The following is a 23,523-nucleotide window of genomic DNA, read 5'->3' as shown; positions in this document are numbered from 1 at the left end:
AACTTCTGACGAAGTTAAAAAATTTTTGGCTGGTGGTGGCATAGTTACTTTGAATCGACTCTGCATTTATATTATGCAGCTTAAATGCCGATTAGTTTACATCAATGGCGGTAATGGCAACGATGTGTTATCTGGCGATCTTGGTAGCGATATCCTCACAGGTGGCAAAGGCAAAGATAAATTTGTTTACAACTTAGGTGACGGTGTTGATACCATCACCGATTTTGGTGGTGTAGGCAAAGGCTCAAACCCATTGGCAGCAATCATCGCCGAAGTGGATACCCTAAAATTCCAAGGTTCAGGCTTAACTGCCCGAAATCTACTACTCACTCAAAATAGTAACAATCTAGAAATCAATTTTGAAGGGATGACTGGTGAAAAAGTTATCCTACAAAACTTTACTCTGGAAAAACTAGATAACCTATCAGCAGTTGGCAATATCCTGTTTGATGGGCAAACTACAATTACTGATGGCTTTGATGTCCTGAATGCTAACTCCACCCAAAGCACCATCTTCAACAAAAACACAGTCACCTTTCTGAATGACCTGAACAATAATATCAATGGTTTTGACAACTCATCTGATGTTATCAATGGTCAGGGTGGTGATGACCGCATCAATGGCAAGAGTGGTAACGATCTACTCCGCGGTGGAACTGGTAACGATAGCCTCATTGGTGATGCTGGTAATGACGTTATCGTTGGTGGTATAGGTAAGGATACTTTGACTGGCAGTAGCGGTGATGACATGTTCATTTATCAAGGCTTGAGCGATATCGGTGATACTATTACCGACTTCTCAAAGGGCGATGACTTGATTGGCTTGTCTGGTGGACTGACCTTCAATCAACTAAGTTTCACTAGTAACAAGATCGTAGTGACGGCTACCGATGAAATTTTGGCAACCCTGACTGGGATTAACACTACCACACTAACTGCTGCTAATTTCACTATCGTCTAATATCAAAGTCGGGGCGCAAAACCAAAACCTTGCGCCCCGAAAATAATTAATAATTAATGACAAAGGACAGCCTTCTATTGTGGTCGCTGCTATTCGCGTTCGCCAGTTAGCTTTAATTGCGCCAGCTTACTTATGTAGAGATGCGAAATTTCATTGAATCCAAGAAATGGTGGGTGTAATTTAAGTATTAAACCGGAAATAACATAAATTCACTTTGTGAAATTCCGCAATTTTTACCAGGACAATTGTAAAACCGCAGTGTAGTCTTTAACTAGAAAAACATATCGGGCTATTGCTAGACAAAATGCCAACTATGGCCACTAAACTTTTATAATATTTGTTGCTCTTATGACTCCAAAACACACCAAAATTAAATTTCCCCTTTGGCAATATCTGAACCAGCCTTTATTTAGTCGCGATACTAAATTAGTACTAAATCCCCAACGCTTTGCATTGATCTGGCATCTTCGACTTCTAGAACGCTGTTGGGCTAAAGAATGTGATGCCAAAGGGCCTCAACAGCATTAGCTACCTAAAAAGCCGTCAAACTAAGCCTCGTCTACAGAACGAGGCTTTTTGCCGTCAAGTAAAGCACTGACAGTCATATCCCCCATGACATTAATCATGGTGCGGCAGCGATCAAGAAACCAGTCTACAGTAACTAGCAAAGCGATGTACTGGGTAGGTAAGCCTACAGAAGTGAACACCAGTGTCATTGTCACCAGTCCCGCATTAGGAATATTTGCCGCACCTACAGAGGCAAAAATCGAGGTCAGGATGACAATTAATTGTTGTCCCAGATTTAGATGTTGTCCAATTAGTTGGGAAATAAACAACGCAGACATTGCTTCATAAAGGGCAGTGCCATCATTATTGAAATTAGCCCCGACTAATGCCCCCAAAGCAGCAGAAGATTCCCTTAAACCAACTTTTGTTTGCAAAACCTCAAAGGTTACAGGCATTGCCGCCGCCGAGGAAGAAGTTGAGAAAGCTGTCAAAAAAGCATCAGAACCACCAGCGAGGAATTTTAACGGAGGTACCCAAGAACCAAATTTTACTCTGGTGAGGTAGTAGCACGCTTGCAATGCCAGTGCTAATAGCACCGCTAGGATAAATGCACCCAAAGATTTAAATGGTGCAAATCCTTGCATAGCAACAGTTTTAGCAACAATTCCAAAGACGGCGAAAGGTACTAAGGCTATTACCCAGTTGAGGACGCGGACTACCGCTTCAAATAAAATCCCGATGACATCCTCTATCGGCTGGTATTCTTTTTTTCCTTGGGCGATTTGTTCAGATTTTAATGCCCGCAGGACGATGCCAAAACTCAGGGCAATAACAATTAGTTGGATGACATTATTATCAACTAATGGCTTGAGGACAGCTTCTGGTACAGCATCTTTTAGGATTCCCCAAGGATCGATACTCTGAGCAGTTATTTGTGTAGTTGTTGGGGTGGTTACATTGCCCCAAGTCCCTGGACGCAGCACATTTGCGACTAAAAGTCCTACTAAAATAGCTACGGTAGTGTTAGTTAAAAGTAGTACAGCCAGTCGTCGTCCGGCTGTACCGGGGATATTGGTAGTCATTAAGGTATGCAGCACCGCTACCAAAATCAGGGGCGTAGCTAGGGCGCGGAGAGCCTTTAACACTAAATCAGCCGGAATTGCTAAATTATTGATTAAGGTGGCGTTGCTGGGATTCGGATTCCCCGCACCGAGGGCAATTCCAACGCTGACTGCGGCTACAAGGGCGATGAGAATTTGTAACGTGAGAGGGATACGCTGCCACCAAGGGCGAGCTTTGGTTTCAGGCGAAGTAGTACTCTCTGTTTGATTCATTACTTAGATGCTGGTTAACTGCTGTAACTATTAAAACAACACTGATGACAATAATAATTTCGGAAAAGAACAGCTTTAATTTTAGGTAAAAACTGCTAATGTAATATTCCGTTGCTTTGCAAAATCCGGCTTGAAAGGGTATACCACAAGGTAGACCCCTAGAGATATCTTGGCTTGTGGTTGGAGATGCTTATGTCCTTTGTCCCTTTACATATTCACAGTGACTACAGTCTACTAGATGGAGCGAGTCAGCTACCAGAGTTAGTGGATCGAGCGATCGCACTGGGGATGAAAGCGATCGCTCTTACCGATCATGGTGTCATGTATGGTGCGGTTGAACTGATCAAAATCTGCCGTAGTCAAAATATTAAGCCGATTATCGGCAATGAAATGTATATTATCAACGGCGATATTGAGAAACAAGAACGCCGCCCCAAATATCATCAAGTCGTTTTAGCTAAAAATACCAAAGGTTACAAAAATTTAGTCAAATTAACCACAATCTCTCACCTTAAAGGTGTTCAAGGTAAAGGAATTTTTTCTCGTCCTTGTATTAATAAAGATTTATTAAAAGAATATCATGAAGGCTTGATTGTCACCAGCGCTTGTTTGGGTGGAGAAGTCCCCCAAGCGATTCTTAGTAATAGACCAGATGCCGCCCGAAAAGTTGCTCAGTGGTATAAAGATGTATTTGGTGATGATTATTATCTAGAAATTCAAGACCACGGTTTCCAAGAAGACCGGATTGTGAATGTAGAAATAGTCAAAATTGCGAGGGAACTAGGGATTAAAATTATTGCTACTAATGATTCACATTTTATTTCTTGTTTTGACGTTGAAGCCCATGACGCTTTGCTATGTATTCAAACTGGCAAGCTAATTATTGAAGATAAGCGGATGCGTTATAGCGGCACAGAGTATCTCAAATCTGGTGAGGAGATGCAGCAGCTATTTCGCGACCATTTGCCCAATGATGTGATTGTAGAAGCGATCGCAACTACTGAAGAAGTCGCTGATAAAGTCGAGCCTTACCATATCATGGGTGAGCCTCAGATTCCTACACCTCCCATTCCTTCTGGTCATACTGCTGACACTTACGCCGAAGATGTTGCGTGGAGTGGACTTTTAGAACGGTTAAATCGCAAATCTCGTCAAGAAGTCGATTCCGTCTATAAAGAAAGATTGGAATACGAACTGAAAATGATTCAGCAGATGGGTTTTTCCAAATACTTTTTAGTTGTATGGGATTACATTAAATTTGCTAGAGATAATAATATTCCTGTGGGGCCAGGTCGGGGTTCGGCGGCTGGTTCATTAGTTGCTTATGCAATGCGAATTACTAATATTGACCCTGTACATCATGGGTTACTATTTGAACGTTTCTTGAACCCAGAGCGGAAATCCATGCCTGATATTGATACGGATTTCTGTATTGAACAACGGGATAAAGTTATTGAATATGTCACTAATAAATATGGTGCAGATAGAGTTGCCCAAATTATTACTTTTAACCGCCTAACTTCTAAAGCGGTTTTGAAAGATGTCGCCAGAGTATTAAATATTCCCTACGGGGAAGCTGACAAAATGGCGAAAATGATCCCTGTGGTGCGGGGGAAACCAACGAAACTCAAGGTGATGGTTTCCGATAAAACTCCAGAACCAGAGTTTAAAGAAAAATATGATAAAGAACCTCATGTTCGCCATTGGCTTGATATGGCCATGCGAATTGAAGGAACTAACAAAACTTTTGGTGTTCATGCAGCAGGTGTGGTAATTTCTGCCGATCCACTTGATGAAATTGTGCCATTACAAAAGAATAATGATGGTTCAGTAATTACCCAGTATTTCATGGAAGACCTGGAATCAATGGGTTTGTTGAAAATGGATTTTTTGGGTTTACGGAATCTGACGCTAATTCAAAAAACCGTTGATTTGATTCAAGAAACTAGAGGATATCGGGTCGATCCTGATGAAATTCCCCGCCAGGAAAGAAAAGCCCAGAGGATATTAGCTAAAGGTGAACATAGCAGTTTACCAAAAGATGTGCAAAAAACTTATGAACTATTAGAAGCCGGTGAGTTAGAAGGGATATTTCAATTAGAATCTTCTGGGATGCGTCAGATTGTGCGCGATTTGAAGCCTTCTAATATAGAAGATATTTCTTCTATTTTAGCACTTTATCGACCAGGCCCATTAGATGCGGGGTTGATTCCTAAGTTTATTAACCGCAAACATGGGCGAGAAAAAATTGATTATCAAGACACTATTTTAGAACCAATATTAGATGAAACTTATGGAATTATGGTCTATCAAGAGCAAATCATGAAAATTGCTCAGGATATGGCTGGATATTCATTAGGACAAGCTGATTTGCTGCGGCGGGCGATGGGTAAAAAGAAAGTTTCGGAGATGCAAAAGCAGCGAGAAAAATTTGTGGATGGTGCTGCAAAAAATGGCGTTCATAAAAAAGTTGCAGATGAATTATTTGAGCAAATGTTGAAGTTTGCTGAATATTGTTTAAGCTATGACACGGAAATATTAACAGTAGAATATGGATTGTTGCCCATTGGGGAAATTGTAGAAAAACGCATTGAATGTAATGTGTACAGTGTTGATAATAATGGAAATATTTATACGCAACCTGTGGCACAGTGGCACGATCGCGGAGAACAAGAAGTATTTGAGTATCGTTTGGAAGATGGTTCGTTAATTCGAGCAACAAAAGACCATAAATTTATGACTGTTGAGGGTCAAATGTTGCCAATTGATGAAATATTTGAACGTGAATTGGATTTGATGCGAGTTGAGGGTTTACCGGAATGAGAGTAAGGGTAGTGAGAATTGGGTATTCTCTGCTTGCTATACGAATGAAAGTTAACGGGACTTTTATAAGTTGATAGTGAGGTTAAATCGCCATGTATAGACCAATCGCTTTTCAAGAAGATAATGTTGATAAATTGATCGCCTTTATGAGAGCCAATAGTTTCGCTACATTGGTATCGATTATAGACGATGTACCTTATGCTTCACACGTTCCTCTTGTGATTGCCACGCAAGGGGATGCTGTTAAATTAATTGGTCATTTGGCAAAGCAAAATCCTCAATCACAAGCCCTTGACACTGAATTACTTGCTATCTTCACCGGGGCACACGCTTACATTTCTCCTACCTTGTATGAAAAGCATGAGAGCGTACCGACATGGAACTACATTGCTGTTCATGCCTATGGTATTCCCAAAGTCATTACGCTCAATGACTCCCCAGAATCAATGAACCAAATGATAAACGAGATGATAGATACCTACGAAACTGACTATAAATCGCATTGGCACGGTTTATCTGACGGATTTCGTGAAGGTTTGATGAATGCTATTGTGGGATTTGAAATAACTGTTACGCGTTTGGAAGGCAAGTACAAACTTAGTCAAAACCGAAGCCAAGTTGAGCAGCACAATGTCTCAAGTACACTGCTACAAAGTTCAGATCCAGCTGCTCGTGCCGTCGGTGTAGAGATGAAACAAAACCTTGAAAAGAATGAGGATACAATACGATGAAAACTTGCAGTTTTGCAGTCCTTATTTATACAGCACTTCCGGCAGCTCTGAGGTACACCTTAAAGCTGAAAACCTTGGCATAATAGGGGAAAGGAGAAAAGCTGTATTGCATAATAGCCGGAAGCGCTGTAAAGAGGACGATATGTATATAGCTGAGTGTCCCGAAGTTGGTACGGTTGATCAGGGAGAGATAATCGAATAGGCAATTGCTAGCTTGAGAGAGGCAACGCAGCTTTACTTAGAGGAATTTCTTCTACCTGAAACATCACTCAAGAAGATTGGGCGATCGCCGGGCAATGTTGGCAACTTTTGCAAAAATAAAAATATAATTTACCCAAAAAATTTATAAATCCTTCTAACGACACAAATCAACATAAAAATAATTTTCCAAATTAATGGCCTGATAAAATTTAAAATGTACTCGGCAAGTTTTGGGGCGATAAGTGACGAGAATGACAATAATAAGGCATTAACATCCCTAAAGCTATGAATAGCGCCAACAACAACGATAGGGATAAGACAAATCAGCGTCCATGCTAACCAATTTATAAATTTGGAGTTAATGGAAGTACGTCTTTGAAGTTGATTGACAAGAACATAGCGAGTAGTAGCAAATAGTATAGTGAAGCCTATCCCAGCAAATATTGATAGTATCCAATTTGCTAGATGTAAATTGTAGACTACTAAACCAGCAGGAAACAGCGAAGCTACTTCCCAAACTATTAGATTTAGCTTAGTCCGAAAGCAACTTAGTATTTGTTCAGTCAGCCAATAATGAGCAGAGATAATTGTTGAGCAGTTGGAATTTTGCGTAAAATCAAACTTGATTTTGTGGAATATATCACCATGAATAAGTACGGTACTTTGCAAAATGATATCTTTCTCTTCATAAGCATCTGAAGCTGATTCAGCCTGTTTATAATAGGAATTAAAGGTAAGTCCAGACTGTAAGCTTACTTTGCTCCGTGCGGTTTTACTCAGAAAATATTTTATAATATTGACTATAACAACAACGTAAAAAAAATTACTAACCTGTTTTTTAGTAATTTCTTTTTTTCTGAACACAACATTATTGCCAAAACAGGCGTAATACCATAGAGGAATTATCAATTTCGGTGGGATGTACAGAGAAACACCTGTTTTTTGTGCTTGCTGAATCTGTTCTACAACTTGCTCATTGAGGTAAAAACTACACTGCGATCGCTCAACCTTGAGTTCAAAGCGATCGCCTTGAGGAACTTGGATAAATAGAGAGAGTACAACATCAGCTTGGTTATCTGTTTTTATTATGTTGGCGTTCATTGTCGAGCTAAATTTGCGATACCCTGTATCAAACTAATCAGAAAACTAAATGTTCCCCGCCACTGCTTTTCTCCAGAAATCACTCCTTGATTATGTGTATTAATAATTAAATTTTTAGCTTCTTCAGTTAAATTAAAAAGTTCTTTATGGTAACGAGTGATAATATCTCCATCTAACTGCATGACAGTTTGAGCATAAATAATATCAATTTTGGTACTTTGAACATTACTACTGTCAAGCGCAGCTTTTAGTTCAGACATTTTACGTAGGGTACGACCGAATTTATCATTATTTAAAAGTATTTGAATCTCTTTAAAAGTTTCAATCCAATCTTGTTGATTGTTTCCATCTTCGTCATCAAGAACGGGAGTTGGAGCAGGTAATATTGGTTCAGCTAGCTTCACATTCTCCCGATCGGCTTCAACTAGGTTTGGTTGATATTTCTTGGCATATTCCAGCCTCTGGCGATATCGTTTTACCCGATCATCCTGTGGGTTATAAAAACCTGAACCCTCCTCAAGAAGAAGATAAAAATATTCTCTTTCAAGTTGGTTGAATAGACTTTTATAACGCTTACGCAGTTCTTGAGCTTGAGAGCCTTCTTCTGGAATCCCTTTTGCCTCAAAGTAGTCTGGATCGTGTATAGAATAAATTTCTTGATATGCCTCCCAAGCATTAAATTTTGAAGCATTAATCCTGTCCACAACCATCGTATTCACTTCTAAAGCTGTGATGTCAGAAACTAATGTTTGTATAGACGATACTAAATTGTTTAACAAGCCTCTTGCTTGGTTTTGAATATCTTGAGGTTGAGTAGCATTTCGATTTCGAGTCTGAATACTATTTTGGCCTTTAATTTGAGTTTCATTAGACATAGTGTCATCCTCTCACAGTTTTGACTCATCTGACTGTAGCGTTGTTATGGATAGCTAGACACAAGCAAATTAACCTAACTATTTGGCGAAGTTGGTATAGTCACTTCAGTTTTAATAGGTAACTAACAAAGAATGCTTAAAGTTCTGACTTTTTGTGATGTTTCACCATTTCCATAAAAAATCCATACAATTTTTCTACACTTTCTATATTCTTGTGAATAATCTCCCGACCGTCTCGAATTTGAGTTAAATGAAATTCACGAATTTCTTTATAGGAACCACTATCGGTAAATTGACTACCAATTTCATTTTGGATATCGCCACTAACAAGATTAATTCGGGTATAGATTCGATTGCCTGGTTTTGCAGCTTCTATCTCATTTTGTGGCTGTTCCGATGACTCTGCTACCCAAGTAGTAATTTTTAAATCAATCGCTTCAACGATTACTGTTTTAATGGCATTAATAATATCGTCAACATCCATTCCTTTTTTATCAGCGTTGAGATTAGTAACTATTGTTTTAAAATCACTATTTTTTGGTTGAATGGATAGACTATTATTTTCCAAGTTGTTCGTAACTACAGTATCTAGCATAAGATTAAGGAGGAGAAAGGTCTAATTGCGAACAAAATCAAATTTTAAACCACGTCATAAATTTTACTGCCATTACTTAACAAAACTAAGTAATACCAAAGTAACTTAATAATTTAATAGCTTGTTACTCAATAAAAGTAAAGCTAGATTTCTAGAATCTAATTTCATCTCAAAAAAGAAAATAGTTTATTTTAGATGCTGTAAATCAGGAGGCGTAAATTACACCCGAAAAACTCAAGCTTAGATGTATAATAAAATACACGGAATAACAATATACTTGTTTTAAGTTTCTCTTAAGCTAAAGATATCCTGCTATAGTATCTGCTTTCCTGTGTAAGCTACTGTGACTATATAGCTGAGTAATTTTACAATAACTATATTATATACAATGAGTTGCTTGTGTTAGAGAAGACAAAAAATATGTTGTTGCCACGTAAAGCCATTGCTACACCTTTTGTAATTTGTGTGGGTATTTTAGGAGTTGCGTTGATTCAATTTCCCCAATTGCAAAAACTGATAGCTAGCAGACAATCTGTCTCTGTAGAGACTCTAGAAAAAGAAATAAAATCAGAAAGTCTCCGTCTTAATTTTCTCAAAAAAACGCCTAGTTTTGGTTATGATAATTTCATTGCAGATTTGGTATATCTCAATTTTTCCCAGTACTTCGGAGATGATGAAGTTCGGGATAAAACAGGTTATGGTTTAAGTCCAGAATATTTTGAAGTGATTCTAGAACGTGACCCGCGATTTTTAGCAGCGTATCGGAGTCTTTCTATCAGTACTTCATTATATGCTGCTATGCCAGAACGGGCGATCGCACTATCAAAGAAAGGCTTAAAATCACTATCTCCCTTCGTCCCCGAAAAGTCTTATTACGTATGGCGTTACAAAGGAGTTGATGAGTTACTATTTTTAGGCGACGCTAAAGCTTCCCAAAAGTCTTTTACAATGGCGGCAAATTGGGCTAGTAACTTCTCAGATCCAGAAAGTCAGCTTGTAGCTAATACTTCCCAAAAAACTGCGGAATTTTTGAGCCGAAATCCTAATAGTAAATATGCTCAGATTTCTACATGGGCAATGGTTTTAAATAATCAAGTTAATGAGAAAACTCGGAAACGAGCAATTAGGCAAATTGAAGCTTTGGGCGGAAAAGTAATTACAACTCCTGAAGGTAATAATAAAATTCTATTTCCACCTAAAGATTAAGTTGTTCTTTATATAGCGGTTCTCAGTTGAGTGAGGTACAAGAACCCCTCCCCGCAAGCGAGGAGGGGACTATGATGTACCTCATGTGATTAGTAAACGCTATAGCAGTTGACTGCAAATAAAATAAAATTATCTGAAATTGCGCTCATCTCTATCGCCTAGTAAAGTAATATGAGGAGTAATATTGATGTCAATACAATTGGCAAAATCTGACTTTAAAATATTAGGATGTTTTCCTGTTATTTCCCTGTTACGTCCTCACCTTGAAGAGGCTAAGTTTATAGAACAAGTTCGATATCAAATGAAAGAAGGATATCAACTTGCATTCTTGGAAATAGAGGAGCAAGCTGTTGCAGTGGCTGGATTTCGCATCTCTACGTGTTTAGCATTGGGAAAGTTTTTATATGTTGATGACTTAGTTGTTGATGAGTTGAAGCGATCTCAAGGTTATGGTAAACAGTTATTTCAATGGCTAATTGAATATGCTAAAAATCATGGCTGTGAACACCTCAGTCTTGATTCTGGGGTTCAACGATTTGGCGCTCACAGGTTTTATCTCATGGAGCGTATGAGTATTACAAGTCATCACTTTGGAATAGAGTTGTAGGAACAAGCAATCTGGTTGTGAAAAATGATATTTTTTGGTACAACGGTGAATTAATTCACTCCCAAACTTTAGAGTTAGATATTAACGATCCAGGGTTACTTTATGGAGCGACTGTTTTTACAACATTGCGGATTTATGAGAACTCCCTAGAGAGTAATTTAACTAATTGGCAAGCACACTGCGATCGCTTACTTTTCTCAATACAATCTTTTGGTTGGCAACAACCAGATTGGAATCGTGTGCATCAAGGCGCTGAAATTATCCTCACCCACTTCCCCCTTCTCAGAATTACCCTTTTCCCCGATGGACGGGAATGGATAACAGGTAGATTTTTACCACAAAATTTGACAGAAAAACAAAAAACTGGTGTTGTGTGTGCCGTCGCTGGCTCGGAATTTTATCGTTCTCTCCCCTCTCATAAAACTGGAAACTATTTGAGTGCTTGGTTGGCAAAAACTAGCTTAGATGCTGAAGAAGCAATATTAGTCGATGCTCAAGGAAATTGGCTAGAAACCAGTACAGGCAACCTTTGGGGATGGTGCGATCGCACTTGGTGGACACCACCAATCAAGGCAGGAATATTGCCGGGAATAGTGCGATCGCAACTTGTAAACTGGTTACAAAACCACCAACAGCCAGTGCGGGAAGAAGCTTGGACAGTGGAGCTAGTCGAGAGATTTGAAGCGATCGCCTACACTAATAGTATCGTCGAAATTATTCCCATTCATACCGTTAATCAGCCTTCAGGGTCGCTACAATATAATCCCTACCATCCTAGCTTTCAGCAAATCAGGGAGCTTTTTGTAGCATGATAGCTACGCCACGTTGTTACACTTAAGATAAGTTAACATAATTCTTAATAATGACCTTTCCGAGCAGAGACGGTAAGCGATGGCGCGAAACATACAGGAGGATAGACCTTAGTGAATAAAAGATGGAGAAATGCAGGGCTGTACGCGCTGCTGTTTATTGTCGTCATTGCGCTGGGAACAGCATTTTTTGACAAACAACCCCAAAGCAGAGAGACATGGCGATACAGTCGCTTTATTCAAGAAGTTCAACAAGGCAAAGTAGAAAAAGTCAGTTTGAGTGCAGATCGCTCTACAGCACTGGTTACACCCAAATATGACCCAAATAAAAAGATTGTTACCTTAGTCAACGATCCAGACCTGATCAATAATCTGACTTCAAAAGGCGTTGATATTTCTGTTCTGCCCCAAACCGATGAAGGATTTTGGTTTAAAGCACTAAGCAGCTTATTTTTCCCTGTATTGCTTTTGGTTGGCTTATTCTTCTTGCTCCGTCGCGCTCAAAGTGGCCCAGGTAGCCAAGCGATGAACTTTGGCAAATCCAAAGCCAGAGTGCAAATGGAACCACAAACTCAGGTGACATTTGGCGATGTCGCTGGTATTGACCAAGCCAAGTTGGAATTAAACGAAGTCGTAGACTTCCTGAAAAACGCCGATCGCTTTACCGCCGTTGGTGCAAAAATTCCTAAAGGTGTGCTGTTAGTTGGCCCTCCTGGTACAGGTAAAACCCTCCTTGCTCGTGCTGTAGCTGGTGAAGCAGGTGTACCCTTCTTCTCAATCTCCGGTTCGGAATTTGTCGAAATGTTCGTCGGTGTGGGTGCATCCCGCGTCCGCGATTTGTTTGAACAAGCTAAGACCAATGCTCCTTGTATCGTCTTCATTGATGAAATTGACGCAGTAGGTCGTCAACGGGGTGCCGGTTTAGGTGGTGGTAACGATGAGCGGGAACAAACCCTCAACCAGTTGCTCACTGAAATGGACGGTTTTGAAGGCAACACTGGCATCATCATTATTGCTGCTACCAACCGACCTGATGTCCTAGATGCAGCATTGTTGCGTCCTGGTCGCTTTGACCGTCAAGTTGTGGTAGACCGTCCCGACTATGCTGGACGCAGCGAAATTCTCAAGGTTCACGCCCGTGGCAAAACCCTGGCGAAAGATGTAGATTTGGATAAAATCGCCCGTCGTACCCCTGGATTTACTGGCGCAGATTTATCTAACCTACTGAATGAAGCCGCAATTTTGGCAGCCCGCCGGAATTTGACTGAGATTTCGATGGATGAAATCAACGACGCGATCGATCGCGTATTAGCTGGCCCAGAAAAGAAAGACCGGGTAATGAGCGAAAAGCGCAAAACCCTAGTAGCCTATCACGAAGCTGGTCACGCCTTAGTTGGTGCTTTAATGCCAGACTACGATCCAGTGCAGAAGATTAGCATCATTCCTCGTGGTCGCGCAGGTGGCTTAACTTGGTTTACCCCCAGCGAAGACCGGATGGACACTGGTTTATATAGCCGCGCTTATCTGGAAAATCAGATGGCTGTGGCTTTAGGTGGTCGGATTGCTGAAGAATTAATCTTTGGTGAAGAAGAAGTTACCACTGGTGCTTCTAATGACTTGCAGCAAGTAGCACGGGTTGCGCGTCAAATGATCACCAGATTTGGCATGAGCGATCGCTTAGGCCCAGTTGCTCTTGGTCGTCAGCAAGGTAACATGTTCCTGGGACGAGATATCATGTCAGAGCGTGATTTCTCTGAAGAAACCGCCGCCGCCATTGATGAAGAAGTCCGCAAACTTGTGGATGTAGCCTATACACGGGCTAAAGAAGTGTTACTAGGCAACCGCCACATCTTAGATCAAATCGCCCAAATGTTGGTTGATAAAGAAACAGTAGACGCTGAAGAGTTGCAAGAAATTCTATCGAATAACGATGTAACAACTGCTGCTTTTGCCTAATTTAATTAGTAGTGAGGAGTTAAGAACAATTCCCACCTCCTCATTATTAATAAAAGCCCAGTCTTGATGACCGGGCTTTTTATTTGGGGTTATATACCCCGAAGGTTTCGTTATAGAGTTTCAGTATAAATCGCTTGTCTGATAGAGACTACCATCTGAACATAATCAATTCCGGAAAATTAGAAAATTTTTTAGATACACCCAAATCAATGAAGCTAGAACTCTGACTTTAAAAGGAAAGCGTCGATGCATCCTGTGTAGCACCCCTTATAGCGATCAAAGGTGTTCTCCTTTAGATACTTTTCCGAATCTTTACTCAATATTCGGCTAGTTGCCGATCTTAAACTCTAGATGTCGGTTTCAAAAATAGCCACGCTACAAAGAACGTAGCCGCCGTGAATAGTTGCGTCAAATCCAAAGCCGATAGATAACCATCTGCAAATGAAGCAATACTGCGATCGGTAATACCGAATACCCAGGATGACAGTCCAAACAGCCAAATCCCATTCTTGAGATTTCCGACGAATTCCTTAGAGTCTGATGGTTTTTGGTCTTTCACGATCTTCTGTCCTGTTGGTGAGGAATTTGATGATTGATGCGAAATAGCTGCCATTAAGAATTTTTTCTGACTCCTGATGTCAAATTTACACTTCCTATTCTTAATATTAATAAATATTTCAGCTACTTGACTTCAATACCTAAAGGTACATCCTCTAACCTTGACATTCCTCCTTTGGTTCTGCCACCTTTGATAGAGGCTATGCTTTGAGTTCTCAGCATTCCAGTGTCGGGTTTGAATGCTGAAATTACATTATCTTTAAATAACTATATAAATATTTATTTTTACCTGGTATAAATTACTCCATAGGATAGATGCGTTATAAAAAATCGTAGTGACGCACAGATATGTGCCACTACCGCGCGATGAATTAGATTTCTGGATTAACCAAGTGGATAGTAGGACGACTCTGATAGAAATTTTGAACGACTTGGAGGACAACAACTGCAACAGGTAACAAACAAACCTTTAACAAAGATGTTTTCTATGTGTCTGCGCCATCTCAATAGGTGGGTACAAATGCTGTTCCTGGAGTTGGTAGTGTTGAACCCATAGTTAATACCCTTTGAATCTCGAAATATTAAATACTGGAGTCTAGACTAACCCATGACAAAATGACTCAGTTGGCAATCTAACTTGTCCAAGCACCATAATTCTTTATCGGCGACGTTCTTGGAGTTTGCGATACACAGATTTCAAATCAACTTTATGGTGAGCTAAAGCAACTAAAGTATGATATAGCAAATCAGCCACTTCACCTGCGATCGCATCTGCTTCATCATCTTTAAAAGCCATTACCACCTCGGCGGTTTCCTCACCGATCTTTTTCAAGATTGTATTATCGCCACCGGCAAATAACTTACAGGTATAAGAACCTTCAGTAGGATGATCGCGGCGATCGCATATTATTTGAAATAATTGCGACAATGTATCCCCTGGTGGTGGGACAATATTCCCTTCTATTTGGTGAAAGCAACTGCGCTCTCCAGTGTGGCAAGCAACATCTCCTAATTGCTCTACCCCTATGAGCAGCGCATCACTATCACAGTCATAACGGATACTCTGCACTTTTTGAATGTGTCCAGAAGTCGCCCCCTTGTGCCATAATTCTTGCCGGGAACGGCTCCAAAACCAAGTTTCTTCAGTTTCTAAAGTTTTTTGTAACGACTCCTGATTCATCCACGCCATCATCAGGACAGTACCATCCAAATAATCTTGGACAATTGCAGGCACTAGACCCCGTTCATCGTAGCGAATTTTTTCAACAGGGATGGCGTGATGCAGCGATCGCGAATCGTTAGAAGACATACCAGCTAGTTTGCTCTAATGAGAATAACTTATGGATTCACGATACCATTCTGAATAGAGCAACTGGTATGTTTTTTTGAATTTAACTATCTTATCTAGCTTGAAACAAGTGCATTCCGCTCCATAGCAGACTGCATTTTTACAGCACTCAACGCGACTTTATGAGCTTTTGATGCCTCACCATACCAATGGATGGCCGAGTTAAAAGCCGCTCGGTAAAGATCCTGGTATGCTTCAGATAATCGAGTTTGAATATCTAGAGGCAAGTCTTTGTTGGACTTGTATAACATATTGTTATTTTTTTGGTTCTATTAATTCTATAGGATAGAAATTCTAAGCAATTTTTGACCCTATCCTGAGATAGAGCTTTTTATTGCCCACTGTTAGGAGAGAACCTTGGTAAATACCACAATTAAAACAACAAAATCACAAGAAGTCTTCGCTGCTGCTCAAAAGCTCATGCCCGGAGGAGTCAGTTCTCCAGTTCGTGCCTTTAAATCTGTGGGCGGACAACCCATCGTTTTCGATCGTGTTAAAGGCGCATATATTTGGGATGTAGATGGCAACCAATATATAGACTATGTAGGCACTTGGGGCCCAGCTATTTGCGGTCATGCTCATCCAGAAGTAATTGCAGCCTTGCATGAAGCCTTAGAAAAAGGCACTAGTTTCGGCGCTCCCTCAGTGCTAGAAAATGTTTTGGCAGAAATGGTCATCGATGCCGTTCCTAGTATCGAAATGGTCAGATTTGTCAATTCTGGAACTGAAGCCTGTATGGGAGTTTTACGGCTAATGCGGGCTTTCACCAACCGAGACAAAATCATCAAGTTTGAAGGCTGTTACCACGGACACGCCGATGCGTTTCTAGTAAAGGCAGGTTCTGGTGTTGCTACACTTGGTTTGCCAGACTCACCGGGAGTACCTAAATTAGCAACTAGCACCACTCTAACTGCGCCTTTCAATGACTTAGAAGCCGTCAAAGCCTTGTTTGAAGAAAACCGTGACGAGATTGCTGGCGTTATTCTTGAGCCAGTTGTTGGTAATGCTGGATTTATTGCCCCTGACGCAGGTTTCCTTGAAGGATTACGGGAACTGACTCACGAGTATGGAGCCTTATTGGTGTTTGATGAAGTGATGACAGGCTTCCGCATTGCTTACGGTGGCGCTCAAGAAAAATTCGGGGTTACTCCCGATTTAACAACCTTGGGTAAGGTGATTGGTGGTGGTTTGCCAGTAGGAGCTTATGGCGGTCGGCGAGATATTATGTCAATGGTTGCCCCTGCTGGCCCCGTATATCAAGCTGGGACTCTTTCTGGTAATCCTTTAGCGATGACTGCTGGCATTAAGACTTTAGAATTGCTGCAAAAGCCAGGTACTTACGATTATCTTGAGCGGATAACTAAAAAGCTAGCAGATGGTTTGCTGCAAATTGCTAAAGAAACTGGTCATGCGGCTTGCGGCGGTCAAATCAGCGCAATGTTTGGCTTATTCTTTACCTCTGGCCCAGTTCATAACTACGAAGATGCGAAAAAGTCTGATACAGCCAAATTCGGACGCTTCCATCGAGGGATGTTAGAGCGTGGTGTTTACCTAGCACCCTCTCAATTTGAAGCTGGGTTCACGTCTTTTGCTCACACTGAAGAAGACATTGACCAAACTTTAGCAGTTGCACGCGATGTAATGTCTAGTCTATGATCAAAAGAGTGCTGAGTACTCAGTAAAGAGAACGCCTACAGCGTTGCTCACTGGGAATTATATTACTACTGTGAGCGATCGCTAGAAGTTGGAGTGTCAGCTTCCGATCATCGGAACTTCGGTCGTTGATATTCTATCTCACTGCCTAACTGTTCTTCCAGAAGGGTTAGGCAGTGAGAGCCACATCGCAATCTAAATTTCGGTAACTCAGCATTACTCAACAGCCACAGCCGGTGTGACTACAGCCTTTGATAGTTTTATGACCTTCAGCACAACCTTGAGAGCAATAGTATTTGCTGTCCTCTTTAATAGCATCCTCAACTGAAACGATACACAGGCAAGTTGAACAGGCACATTTCATTTGGGTTACAGTTGTCATAACTTTCTCCATTTTTTGTTGAGATTATTCTAATAATAATACAGATATGCCCTGTGCTTTCATCACTCAAGTAAGGTCACACCTTCGTCATAATTTCGCAATGGCTTCGTCAATGAGATATGCAATATTTAAACTACATTAACCATATTCATGTTAATAAGGCAAAATTAATTGCTTTTTATAGTTCTCTAAATTCCTCTCATCCCTCATAGTCTACAGAAAGAAGGCTCTCACCTTCAATGTGAGGGTTTTATTTATGATATTTAGATTACCCGACGGATAAGGTATTTTTTATGAGTCAGGGTTGGAGCTAACTTTAAAAGATATTACCAATCATGGCGTAATTTGCATGGCAATGTTTATAAGAAGATAAAAACTGTCGGAAGTGTTGTGAAAAAAACGGTTCGACCATTGAAGGAGCTATGAAGTGGAGGACAATAAGTCATTTTTTAGTGTGCAAAAAATATTGATGGCGTTGCTTGTCTTGAGTACTACTACGATGATGCTTATTAAGTCAAGCTCATCTGAGGCTCAAAGTACAGAAAATATAAATGTAAACAATCCACCAGCTAAGATTGGAATTCAACAGCAGATTGAAGAACTAAAAGCAATAATGCTGAAAAGTTGGCAGCAGCAAGCACAAACAAAGGGTCTTGCCTATGCTGTGCCACCAAGCTTTCAAGGGACAACAATTGATGCTGCAAAACTTACTCCCGAACAGAAAGTAATTGCTCTCACCTTTGATGATGGGCCATGGCCCGAGAGTACCGCGCAAGTACTGGATATTCTTAAACAAAATCAAGTCAAAGGGACATTTTTCCTCATTGGGCAAAATGTGAAGAATTATCCAAGCTTAGTAAAACGGGAGATTGCTGAAGGTCACGTAATTGGCAATCATACTTGGCATCATTGGTATCAATTCATGAATCCCCAAGCAGCCGCTTATGAAATTAACCACACAGCAGACCTGATTTATCAAGTTACAGGGATTAAAACAAATCTATTTCGACCACCAGGAGGAATTATGCACAATGGGGTGGCTGATTACGCCAGAAATAACAAATATGCCATTATTCGCTGGTCATCAGACTCTGTAGACTACTCGCGTCCTGCTGTACCAAAGTTAATTAATAATGTGTTCAGAAAAGCTAAACCCGGTGGGATTGTGTTGATGCATGATGGTGGTGGTAATCGCTCTAAAACCGTACAAGCTTTACCAGAAATCATTGCCAACTTTCGGAAACAAGGCTATAGCTTTGTTACTATCCCTGAACTTTTAGTAATGCAAGATAAAGACCAAAGGCTGATTGCACACAAAAAATAACACCACTTTTTTTGAGTACCGATACAGTTTTGTTAAGCATTTCTTTGTTTGCGGTAGTGACGAGATGCTCTGCGAATGCGTTTAAGTTAAAAAATAACTTTGACAAAGAGTTAAGCTATAAACCAAAGATATTATTTTACCCTTTTCCCTTTAACCAAGAAGTATTGGGTGTGATAGCCAATTTAACTTACCGTTATTACAAAAAGACCGTCCAAAATTAACACTTGGACGGAATTTTTATGTATTAATACTTTATGCCGACTTAATTCTGTTACTGATTGTACTAATATCTAAAAGCTACAAGTCAGGAGGCAAAATCACCTGGTCAATTGCGTGGATTACACCGTTAGAGCCTGTGATATCTGCTTGTGTCACTTTAGCATCATTGACAGTCACACCAGTAGCAGGATCAACTTTAATGTTGATTGTGCCACCTTCAAGGCTTTTAACTTCACCAGATTTTAAATCAGTTGACAATACCTTACCAGCTACTACATGGTAAGTTAGGATTTTGAGCAATACTTCCTTGTTGGCTGGTTTTAATAATTCTTGCAAAGCATCTGCTGGCAACTTAGCAAAAGCTGCATCAGTGGGTGCAAAAATAGTTAAATTATCTTTTCCTTGCAAAGCCCCGGTCAACCCTGCCGCTTTTAAAGCCTTGGTTAAGGTTTTAAAGGAAGCGTTTGATTCTGTCAAGGCTAACAAGTTTTTGCCTTGATTGTCGCTTGCCCCTGGCCCTGGTGGAGTTGTAGTAGGTTTCTCACTGGGTTGAGTTCCCGGGATAGTACCTGGTGTGGTGGGTGTTGGTTCAGCAGGTGTAGCGCTACCACCACGATTATAAGGAGGCTCGTTGAAAATACTTGGTCTGGGATTTGTTACGCCACTTTTCTGTGCTACTTGTTTGCGCTTGGTATTGCCCTTTTCTATTTCGGAAGCAGCTTCAGTAGGCGTGTATTGAGAGTTTACTTGAAGGCGTTGACCCTTGTTATAGGGGGCTTCGTTGAAAATACTGGGTTTAGAATTTAGTGCCTCTTTAGCTTCAGATGGTAAAGTAATAACGAGGCTGAAACTACTAAATCCTGCTATGCCTGCTAATGCGATCAGCAACTTGCTGTAATTTGTCTTCATAAATTTTGTTTGTCTTTTCGTCCACACGTTACATAAAGATTTATAACATTTTGCTATACAGAAAACCTAACTGAAGAGGGAACTAAAACTTTTCCTCAGAATAATTTTTGCGGGGAAGGTAAAATATCTAACTTCGGCTTACTCTGATAGGTTATGAAATATATTTAGCACATATTTTCTGTAATGAGTGTATTTTCTGCACCATACTGATAAAAACTGAAAAAGCCTCACTTGCTGTAACGAGGCGTGAAAATCCCACATTTACCTTACGTATACAAGGTGTGAATTAGAATAAGCTGTGAGAAATATTCTATTTGAAAGCCAATTTATATACAAATTTATCTGTAAATTAGTAGTCTATTAAAAAATACTGTATCCCTTACAGAACCGGCAATATCTCTGAATTAACCATTGATGATTCAGCAAAAATACAGAAATTAATTACTTAGACATATTAACGTAGTTTTACACTAACGGAAATTAAAGTAACTACTGAAGAGTTACAACTGGGCAGTTAGGTTTTTTTATGTATCCCTAATTAAATTATTTGATTATTTGATGTTTTATACAGAAAATAATCCCTTTTAAATCCATAACTTTGCTGAGAATCAAGCATAATCTCAATTAGGTAGACAAAAAGCAACTCAACTAATGTAAAGAAAAATTACTTTAACTAAAGATACAATTATAAAGTTTAAGAAGTTGACCAGTTATCAGGTATACAACATGCTGGAATTATACCAATGGGAACTATCTCAATACTCAGAGAAAGTGCGCCTAATTCTAGATTTTAAAGGACTAGATTACCGCAAAATAGAGGTTACGCCTGGGATTGGACAAGTAGAACTGTTCCGGCTGACTGGTCAGAAACAAGTCCCAGTATTAAAGGATCGGAATAAATATATTGCGGATTCTACGGAAATAGCTAAGTATTTAGACTTAGAGTATCCCGATCGCCCGATAATACCGCAAGATCCCAAAAAACGTGGTTTAACTTTATTGATTGAAGAATGGGCTGATGAATCTATAGGCATCAAAGGCCGCAAAGCACTATTTGCAGCCGTAAGTCAAGATCAAAATTTCCGCAAGTCTTTATTACCGACCTCAACACCAGACATATTTAAAAGTCTAGTTGGAGGAGTACCCACTGACTTACTGACAGTGTTGGGTTTTGGGGTAGGTTATAGTCCAGATGTGATCCAATCAGCGATCGCATCTTTAAAACAAGACTTAGAAGCGTTAACGTTATTATTGGCAGATAGTCCTTATTTAACTGGAGATGAGCCAACTTTAGCTGACTTGGCAGTAGCTGGCTTATCGATATTACTCAAGTTCCCCTCTGGCCCCTATCTAGATTTACCAGCTTCCATTAGAGGTAAAGGATTACCAATCTTTTCAGAGAATATAGATTATGAACCATTCTTTACCTGGCGCGATCGCATTTACGCTCAATTCCGTAAACCATTAATCAGTAGCACCTCAGCCGCAGGAGGTGCGCCAACTTCGATTCAGATTGATTAGATAATTGGGCATTGGGCATTGGGCATGGGACATTGGGTATGAGGCACAGGGTGGAGAATGACCAATGACCAATAACTAATGACCAATAACCAATGACCAATGACAAATGACAAATGACAAATCAGATGAATTCGGGACAGCCGTTAGGTTCGGTCATTCAAGGTTCTCTAACTGAAGGTTTAGAAGTACGATTGCATCCTGACATTTCTGTGGAAGATATGCGGGTTGGTAAGTTTCTTGTTGTGCAAGGGATGCGATCGCGCTTTTTTTGTATGCTGACAGATGTAGCATTAGGAGCAGCTAATGCCAGAATTATTGCAAATCCCCCCAGTTGGGAAGACACTTTTTTACGAGATGTTTTAGCCGGAAGTGGTACTTATGGTACTATCAACCTCGCGCCGATGTTGATGTTCACTCCCGAATCTGAAGAATCTTTCTCGCCAACAAATGGCAAATCGGCAAATCCCTTTATCCCATCGGTGACGGGTTTGGCTTCATTTGTGCCACAAACCAGCACGACAATGGAATTGTTACCTGTTAAAACTATTCCTAGCCACTTTAGTCAAGTTTACGATGCCAGTGTTGACGATTTTCGCCGCGTGTTTGGTTGGGAAGATGACCCCCAAAGGCGCAATTTTTCCATCGGGAAACCTTTGGATATGGATGTGCCAGTTTGTATCGATTTAAACCGCTTCGTGGAACGGAGTAATGGGGTTTTCGGAAAATCTGGTACTGGTAAATCCTTCCTAACGCGGTTACTTTTAGCTGGCGTTATCCGTAAAAGCGCGGCAGTCAATTTGATTTTTGATATGCACTCTGAGTATGGCTGGGAAGCCGTCGCAGAAGGAAAGAATGTAAGTACAGTTAAGGGATTGAAGCAGCTTTTCCCTAGTAAGGTGGAAGTTTATACCCTTGACCCCGAATCGACAAAGCGGCGGGGTGTGCGTGATGCTCAAGAACTTTATTTGAGTTACGAGCAAATTGAAGTTGAAGATATTAAGTTATGTAGCCGAGATTTAGGACTCTCTGATGCAGCCTTGGATAACGCCAACATTCTATATAGCGAGTTTGGCAAGTCTTGGATTGTCCAGCTGCTGAACATGACTAACGAAGAAATCGAGATGTTCTGCGACGAGAAGCGCGGACATAAAGGCTCGATTATGGCATTGCAGCGCAAACTCTTGCGGATGGACAGCTTGAAGTATATGCGAGCGGTTTGCCCCCAAAATTATATTAGTAAAATTGTGCAATGTCTGGAATCTGGGAAGAATGTTGTGATAGAATTTGGTTCCCAGTCTAATATGCTCTCTTATATGTTGGTGACGAATATGATCACCCGACGTATCCACGAGCATTACGTCAAAAAAGCAGATAAATTCCTGCAAAGCAAAAATCCTAGCGATCGCCCCACGCCGTTAATGATTACTATTGAAGAGGCGCACCGCTTCCTAGATCCAGGAGTGGTACAAAGCACTATCTTTGGCACTATTGCCCGCGAACTGCGGAAGTATTTCGTCACACTTTTGGTAGTAGATCAACGTCCATCAGGCATAGATAACGAAATTATGTCCCAGATTGGAACTCGCATTACCGCTTTGCTCAATGACGAAAAAGACATTGACGCGATTTTTACGGGTGTATCTGGTGGTAGCGGACTGCGATCGGTACTGGCAAAGTTAGACTCGAAGCAGCAAGCTTTAATTTTGGGTCATGCCGTTCCCATGCCGGTGGTGGTGCGTACCCGTCCCTACGACGCAACTTTTTACGAAGAAATTGGTGAGCCAGCCTGGGAAGAAAAACCTGATGCAGAAGTATTCGCTGCGGCTGAACTCGCTAAAGCTGACTTGGGATTTTAAATAGTTATTTGTCATTAGTCATTGGTCATTGGTCATTTTTCTTACCC

At 40.5% G+C, this 23,523-nt stretch carries 21 protein-coding genes; 12 read left to right on the top strand and 9 right to left on the bottom strand.

The annotated features are described in order from the left end of the window. Nucleotides 1-49: 49 nt before the first annotated feature. Together V7K55_RS23350 and V7K55_RS23345 are read left to right on the top strand one after the other, a co-directional pair. Nucleotides 50-961: a calcium-binding protein gene (locus V7K55_RS23350; RefSeq protein WP_442949109.1), complete on the top strand. Its 912-nt coding sequence runs from the start codon at nucleotides 50-52 to the stop codon at nucleotides 959-961. A 348-nt stretch (nucleotides 962-1,309) separates the two neighbouring features. After that, on the top strand, nucleotides 1,310-1,489 hold the full coding sequence (locus V7K55_RS23345) for a hypothetical protein (protein WP_334835049.1): 180 nt from the start codon (nucleotides 1,310-1,312) through the stop codon (nucleotides 1,487-1,489). A gap of 20 nt (nucleotides 1,490-1,509) precedes the next feature. Here the strand turns inward: V7K55_RS23345 and V7K55_RS23340 are convergent, their stop codons facing one another. Continuing rightward, nucleotides 1,510-2,802, bottom strand: a complete 1,293-nt coding sequence (locus V7K55_RS23340; protein WP_334835047.1) for a dicarboxylate/amino acid:cation symporter — start codon at nucleotides 2,800-2,802, stop codon at nucleotides 1,510-1,512. Nucleotides 2,803-2,994: 192 nt separating this feature from the next. Here V7K55_RS23340 and V7K55_RS23335 point away from each other — a divergent pair, with 192 nt between their 5' ends. Both V7K55_RS23335 and V7K55_RS23330 read left to right on the top strand, forming a co-directional pair. After that, the gene (locus tag V7K55_RS23335; protein ID WP_334835046.1) at nucleotides 2,995-5,625 is read left to right on the top strand and encodes a DNA polymerase III subunit alpha; all 2,631 of its coding nucleotides are present in this window, start codon (nucleotides 2,995-2,997) and stop codon (nucleotides 5,623-5,625) included. A 92-nt stretch (nucleotides 5,626-5,717) separates the two neighbouring features. Beyond that, complete coding sequence (locus tag V7K55_RS23330; RefSeq protein WP_334835044.1) at nucleotides 5,718-6,356, top strand: FMN-binding negative transcriptional regulator; 639 nt, start codon at nucleotides 5,718-5,720, stop codon at nucleotides 6,354-6,356. Nucleotides 6,357-6,686: 330 nt separating this feature from the next. On the opposite strand, the gene V7K55_RS23325 is transcribed toward V7K55_RS23330, so the two are convergent. From V7K55_RS23325 to V7K55_RS23315, 3 genes are all read right to left on the bottom strand, one after another. Next, the gene (locus V7K55_RS23325) at nucleotides 6,687-7,658 is read right to left on the bottom strand and encodes a hypothetical protein (protein WP_334835043.1); all 972 of its coding nucleotides are present in this window, start codon (nucleotides 7,656-7,658) and stop codon (nucleotides 6,687-6,689) included. Continuing rightward, a complete protein-coding gene (locus tag V7K55_RS23320; RefSeq protein ID WP_334835042.1) occupies nucleotides 7,655-8,533 on the bottom strand; it encodes a hypothetical protein in 879 nt (292 codons plus the stop codon). The genes V7K55_RS23325 and V7K55_RS23320 overlap by 4 nt, the downstream gene beginning before the upstream one ends. 136 nt (nucleotides 8,534-8,669) lie before the next feature. Next, on the bottom strand, nucleotides 8,670-9,128 hold the full coding sequence (locus V7K55_RS23315; RefSeq protein WP_334835041.1) for a hypothetical protein: 459 nt from the start codon (nucleotides 9,126-9,128) through the stop codon (nucleotides 8,670-8,672). 420 nt (nucleotides 9,129-9,548) lie between these two features. Between V7K55_RS23315 and V7K55_RS23310 the strand changes: the two genes are divergently transcribed. From V7K55_RS23310 to ftsH3, 4 genes are all read left to right on the top strand, one after another. Continuing rightward, nucleotides 9,549-10,334, top strand: coding sequence for a hypothetical protein (locus tag V7K55_RS23310; RefSeq protein ID WP_334835040.1), 786 nt, complete (start codon nucleotides 9,549-9,551; stop codon nucleotides 10,332-10,334). A gap of 187 nt (nucleotides 10,335-10,521) precedes the next feature. Next, nucleotides 10,522-10,941, top strand: coding sequence for a GNAT family N-acetyltransferase (locus tag V7K55_RS23305; RefSeq protein ID WP_334835039.1), 420 nt, complete (start codon nucleotides 10,522-10,524; stop codon nucleotides 10,939-10,941). Nucleotides 10,942-10,958: 17 nt separating this feature from the next. Next, nucleotides 10,959-11,753, top strand: a complete 795-nt coding sequence (locus V7K55_RS23300; RefSeq protein WP_334835038.1) for an aminotransferase class IV — start codon at nucleotides 10,959-10,961, stop codon at nucleotides 11,751-11,753. 111 nt (nucleotides 11,754-11,864) lie between these two features. Further along, the gene (ftsH3, locus tag V7K55_RS23295) at nucleotides 11,865-13,706 is read left to right on the top strand and encodes an ATP-dependent zinc metalloprotease FtsH3 (RefSeq protein WP_334835037.1); all 1,842 of its coding nucleotides are present in this window, start codon (nucleotides 11,865-11,867) and stop codon (nucleotides 13,704-13,706) included. Between the two features lie 340 nt (nucleotides 13,707-14,046). Here the strand turns inward: ftsH3 and V7K55_RS23290 are convergent, their stop codons facing one another. From V7K55_RS23290 to V7K55_RS23280, 3 genes are all read right to left on the bottom strand, one after another. After that, nucleotides 14,047-14,265, bottom strand: coding sequence for a hypothetical protein (locus tag V7K55_RS23290; RefSeq protein ID WP_094330884.1), 219 nt, complete (start codon nucleotides 14,263-14,265; stop codon nucleotides 14,047-14,049). A 657-nt stretch (nucleotides 14,266-14,922) separates the two neighbouring features. Continuing rightward, on the bottom strand, nucleotides 14,923-15,573 hold the full coding sequence (gene hisIE / locus V7K55_RS23285) for a bifunctional phosphoribosyl-AMP cyclohydrolase/phosphoribosyl-ATP diphosphatase HisIE (RefSeq protein ID WP_334835036.1): 651 nt from the start codon (nucleotides 15,571-15,573) through the stop codon (nucleotides 14,923-14,925). Nucleotides 15,574-15,668: 95 nt separating this feature from the next. Beyond that, nucleotides 15,669-15,863 (bottom strand): ChaB family protein, encoded by a 195-nt coding sequence (locus V7K55_RS23280; protein ID WP_094330867.1) that lies wholly within the window; start codon nucleotides 15,861-15,863, stop codon nucleotides 15,669-15,671. Nucleotides 15,864-15,969: 106 nt separating this feature from the next. Between V7K55_RS23280 and hemL the strand changes: the two genes are divergently transcribed. Continuing rightward, entirely contained in the window at nucleotides 15,970-17,268 is a 1,299-nt protein-coding gene (gene hemL, locus V7K55_RS23275; RefSeq protein ID WP_334835035.1) for a glutamate-1-semialdehyde 2,1-aminomutase, read from the top strand. Nucleotides 17,269-17,485: 217 nt separating this feature from the next. On the opposite strand, the gene V7K55_RS23270 is transcribed toward hemL, so the two are convergent. After that, nucleotides 17,486-17,629 carry a metallothionein gene (locus V7K55_RS23270; RefSeq protein WP_442940809.1) on the bottom strand — a complete coding sequence of 48 codons (144 nt, stop codon included), beginning with the start codon at nucleotides 17,627-17,629 and terminating at the stop codon, nucleotides 17,486-17,488. 445 nt (nucleotides 17,630-18,074) lie between these two features. Here V7K55_RS23270 and V7K55_RS23265 point away from each other — a divergent pair, with 445 nt between their 5' ends. Next, complete coding sequence (locus tag V7K55_RS23265) at nucleotides 18,075-18,971, top strand: polysaccharide deacetylase family protein (RefSeq protein WP_334835032.1); 897 nt, start codon at nucleotides 18,075-18,077, stop codon at nucleotides 18,969-18,971. A 297-nt stretch (nucleotides 18,972-19,268) separates the two neighbouring features. Here the strand turns inward: V7K55_RS23265 and V7K55_RS23260 are convergent, their stop codons facing one another. Then, complete coding sequence (locus tag V7K55_RS23260; protein WP_334835031.1) at nucleotides 19,269-20,099, bottom strand: fasciclin domain-containing protein; 831 nt, start codon at nucleotides 20,097-20,099, stop codon at nucleotides 19,269-19,271. Between the two features lie 726 nt (nucleotides 20,100-20,825). Here V7K55_RS23260 and V7K55_RS23255 point away from each other — a divergent pair. Next, nucleotides 20,826-21,620: a glutathione S-transferase family protein gene (locus V7K55_RS23255; protein ID WP_334835030.1), complete on the top strand. Its 795-nt coding sequence runs from the start codon at nucleotides 20,826-20,828 to the stop codon at nucleotides 21,618-21,620. Nucleotides 21,621-21,745: 125 nt separating this feature from the next. Further along, nucleotides 21,746-23,476, top strand: coding sequence for an ATP-binding protein (locus V7K55_RS23250; RefSeq protein WP_334835051.1), 1,731 nt, complete (start codon nucleotides 21,746-21,748; stop codon nucleotides 23,474-23,476). Nucleotides 23,477-23,523 lie beyond the last annotated feature (47 nt).

The sequence above is a fragment of the Nostoc sp. genome, assembly GCF_036919895.1.
Lineage (GTDB): Bacteria > Cyanobacteriota > Cyanobacteriia > Cyanobacteriales > Nostocaceae > Nostoc.
This window is presented reverse-complemented; position numbering and strand designations above follow the sequence as displayed.